Source organism: Pseudorhodobacter sp., from assembly GCF_030452865.1.
In the GTDB taxonomy this organism is placed as follows: Bacteria; Pseudomonadota; Alphaproteobacteria; order Rhodobacterales; family Rhodobacteraceae; genus Pseudorhodobacter.
Genome location: NZ_JAKDLJ010000454.1, coordinates 1 through 2,677, shown reverse-complemented (window position 1 = coordinate 2,677; position 2,677 = coordinate 1). Strand labels below are relative to the sequence as shown.

Annotated in this window: 4 protein-coding genes; all 4 read left to right on the top strand. The window is 61.5% G+C overall.

Features of this window, described 5'->3' with window-relative positions:
* Positions 1-64: 64 nt before the first annotated feature.
* The 4 genes from L0H65_RS17960 (at position 65) to L0H65_RS17945 (ending at position 2,501) form a co-directional block, all read left to right on the top strand.
* Entirely contained in the window at positions 65-844 is a 780-nt protein-coding gene (locus L0H65_RS17960; protein WP_301460581.1) for a succinate dehydrogenase iron-sulfur subunit, read from the top strand.
* A 12-nt stretch (positions 845-856) separates the two neighbouring features.
* Positions 857-1,570, top strand: a complete 714-nt coding sequence (locus tag L0H65_RS17955) for a M15 family metallopeptidase (RefSeq protein WP_301460580.1) — start codon at positions 857-859, stop codon at positions 1,568-1,570.
* A gap of 74 nt (positions 1,571-1,644) precedes the next feature.
* Entirely contained in the window at positions 1,645-1,815 is a 171-nt protein-coding gene (locus tag L0H65_RS17950; RefSeq protein ID WP_301460579.1) for a hypothetical protein, read from the top strand.
* A 59-nt stretch (positions 1,816-1,874) separates the two neighbouring features.
* Entirely contained in the window at positions 1,875-2,501 is a 627-nt protein-coding gene (locus tag L0H65_RS17945) for a hypothetical protein (protein ID WP_301460578.1), read from the top strand.
* Positions 2,502-2,677: the final 176 nt, after the last annotated feature.

The window sequence follows — 2,677 nt, the reverse complement described above, 5'->3', positions numbered from 1 at the left end:
TGGTTGGTTGCTGAAGGCTGGATATCGCGGGCATGGCCCGCTCCTACATTGCAGGAATCGTGACATGTCCGAATTTGCTCTTCCCAAGAACTCGCAGATCCAGAAGGGTCGGCATTGGCCGGCCGAAGGCGCATCGCGCCCGCGCACCTTCAAGGTCTATCGCTGGAGTCCGGACGACGACAAGAATCCGCGCACGGACACCTACGAGGTGGACATGGCGACTTGCGGGCCGATGGTTCTCGACGCGCTGATCAAGATCAAGAACGAGATCGACCCGACGCTGACCTTCCGTCGTTCGTGTCGCGAGGGCATCTGCGGTTCGTGCGCGATGAACATCGATGGCACCAACACCCTGGCCTGCACCCAGGCAATCGAGGACTGCGGCAAAAGCGAAGTACCGATTTATCCATTGCCGCACATGGACGTGGTCAAGGATCTGGTGCCGGATCTGACGCATTTCTACGCCCAGCACGCTTCGATCATGCCATGGCTGGAAACCAAGTCGAACACACCCGCGAAGGAATGGAAGCAAAGCATCGAGGACCGTGAGAAACTTGACGGGCTCTATGAATGTGTCATGTGCGCCTGCTGCTCCACCGCTTGTCCGTCCTACTGGTGGAATTCCGACCGTTATCTTGGCCCGGCGGCTTTGCTGCACGCCTATCGCTGGATCGTGGACAGCCGGGATGAGGCGACGCCGGAGCGGTTGGATGATCTGGAAGACCCGTTCAAGCTCTATCGTTGCCACACCATCATGAACTGTACCAAAACCTGCCCCAAAGGGTTGAACCCGGCAAAGGCGATTGCGGCGATCAAAAAGAAACTGGTGGACCGTGTGGTTTGACAGGGGATTGCGATGACACCGATTTCCCTTTCTCCCTTGGTTGAAACCCCAAAGCTGCGCATCCTTGATACCTTGCCCGCGGATGCGCGGTTTTTGCGGGGTGAAATCCTGCCCCGCTTGCTGGCGGCTGCGAACAGCTTGCCCGATGGTCAACAACTGCTGGTGATCGAGGCGTTCCGCATCCAGTCCCGGCAATTCGGCATGTGGAACCGGCGGATCGCAAAACTGGCACAACTGCGGGTGCTGCGCGATTTGCGCGACGGGGTTGCGGCGGGGGGCGATGCGCTGGCGCTGATTGATGCCGCCCTTGAAGCCAAGCCGGATATCGACAGCCTGCGGGAAGAAACGCGCGTGACCGTGGCCGACCCGGTGGCAACGCCCTCCGGCCACCAATCCGCGACCGCGATTGACGTGACGATCCTGCACGACGGCGAGCCGCTGGATATGGGCTGTGGCTGGTCCGATTTCGCCGCAATCACCCCCACCTCCAACCGGGTGCAAACCATGTCGCCCGACATCACGCCCGCACAGGCCGCCAATCGCGCCCACCTGCTGGCGGTGATGGAGGCGCAAGGCCTGGTGAATTATCCCGAGGAATGGTGGCACTACTCCTACGGCGACCGGCTTTGGCATGAGGTGCTGACAGGGCGGGGTGAGAACCCCGGCCCGGTCAAATACCTGCCGATTTTCGACAACCCGGCCTTCGCCCAACATCACGCGCGCTGAGACGCCCTGCGCGTGGCGCAACCCCGCCATGCGAGATCCAGCCTTTTCGGCGCGGCCGCAACGGCTTAGCTTTCATGGCGGGAGGAACCTTCGCCAATCCAGAGGTTCTAATGAAAATCACCATCAAACCGGTCGCGGATGCAAAAGCCGCCAAAGCGGCCCTGGACATACTTGATCAGGCTTACGCCTATTTCACCGCCGAAACCCGGTGCGCTGCGAAACACCGGAAGACAGCAGATACCTGACCGGCGATAACCCGATCCAGCCCCCTTCCCGGCCCCGCGCAGAACGGCTAAAATGGGCCATGCTGCCATTTTTCATTCTTGGCATTCTGATCTGGACCGCCTTCGCAGCGGCGTGGATCTGGCTTTGCCTGCAAGCACGCTGCAACGGGTGGCGGGGTGGCTGGGGAAAGCTGGCGGTGCAAGCATCAATCGTTGCGCTGATCTGGGGGCTGTTGCGGGGCTATACCACCGGTTTACCGTTGCTGGTCACCGCGCCGCCGCTGCTGCTGTTCTCCGCGCAGGATGTAGCCGGGTTCCAACGGCTGCTTGTTGCCCTCGCCCCTTACGCGCTGCCTGCCGCCGCAGTCACGACCATCGCGGCGCTCTGCCTGCCCGGCTTGCGCATCTGGGCACCTGGCCTTGCACTCTGCGCGACCCTGCTTGCCACGTTGATATCAGCCGATGCGATTGCCGCCAGAGGAATGTGTCAAACCGCAGCCAATCGCGGGTCCGGCCCGATCCTGCGCCACAGCTTTGCCTTCAGCCTGCGCCACGCCCCGGAGGAGTATCAATTCAATCTGCACGCCCTGACCACGATCGACGGCGAACCTTGGGGTTGGAGTTATCGCGCGATGGACTGGTATCCGATCCCCGCTGACGCCGCCAACAACCTGAGGCAACCCCCAACCCCGCTGCCCTGCCCCTGAGCCTGTCTTCTCTGCAAAAATATCCCCGCGCGGCGCGCATCCACCCCCGCCCCGCGCGCAAGACCAAAAGGTGAAAAATGCCGCTTCTTCTTCTCATCCTTCTGATCGGCACCTTGCTTTTCATGTGGCTGTCACGCCGCAACTCCACGCTGACACGGGACTGTCGCTGGCGGTTG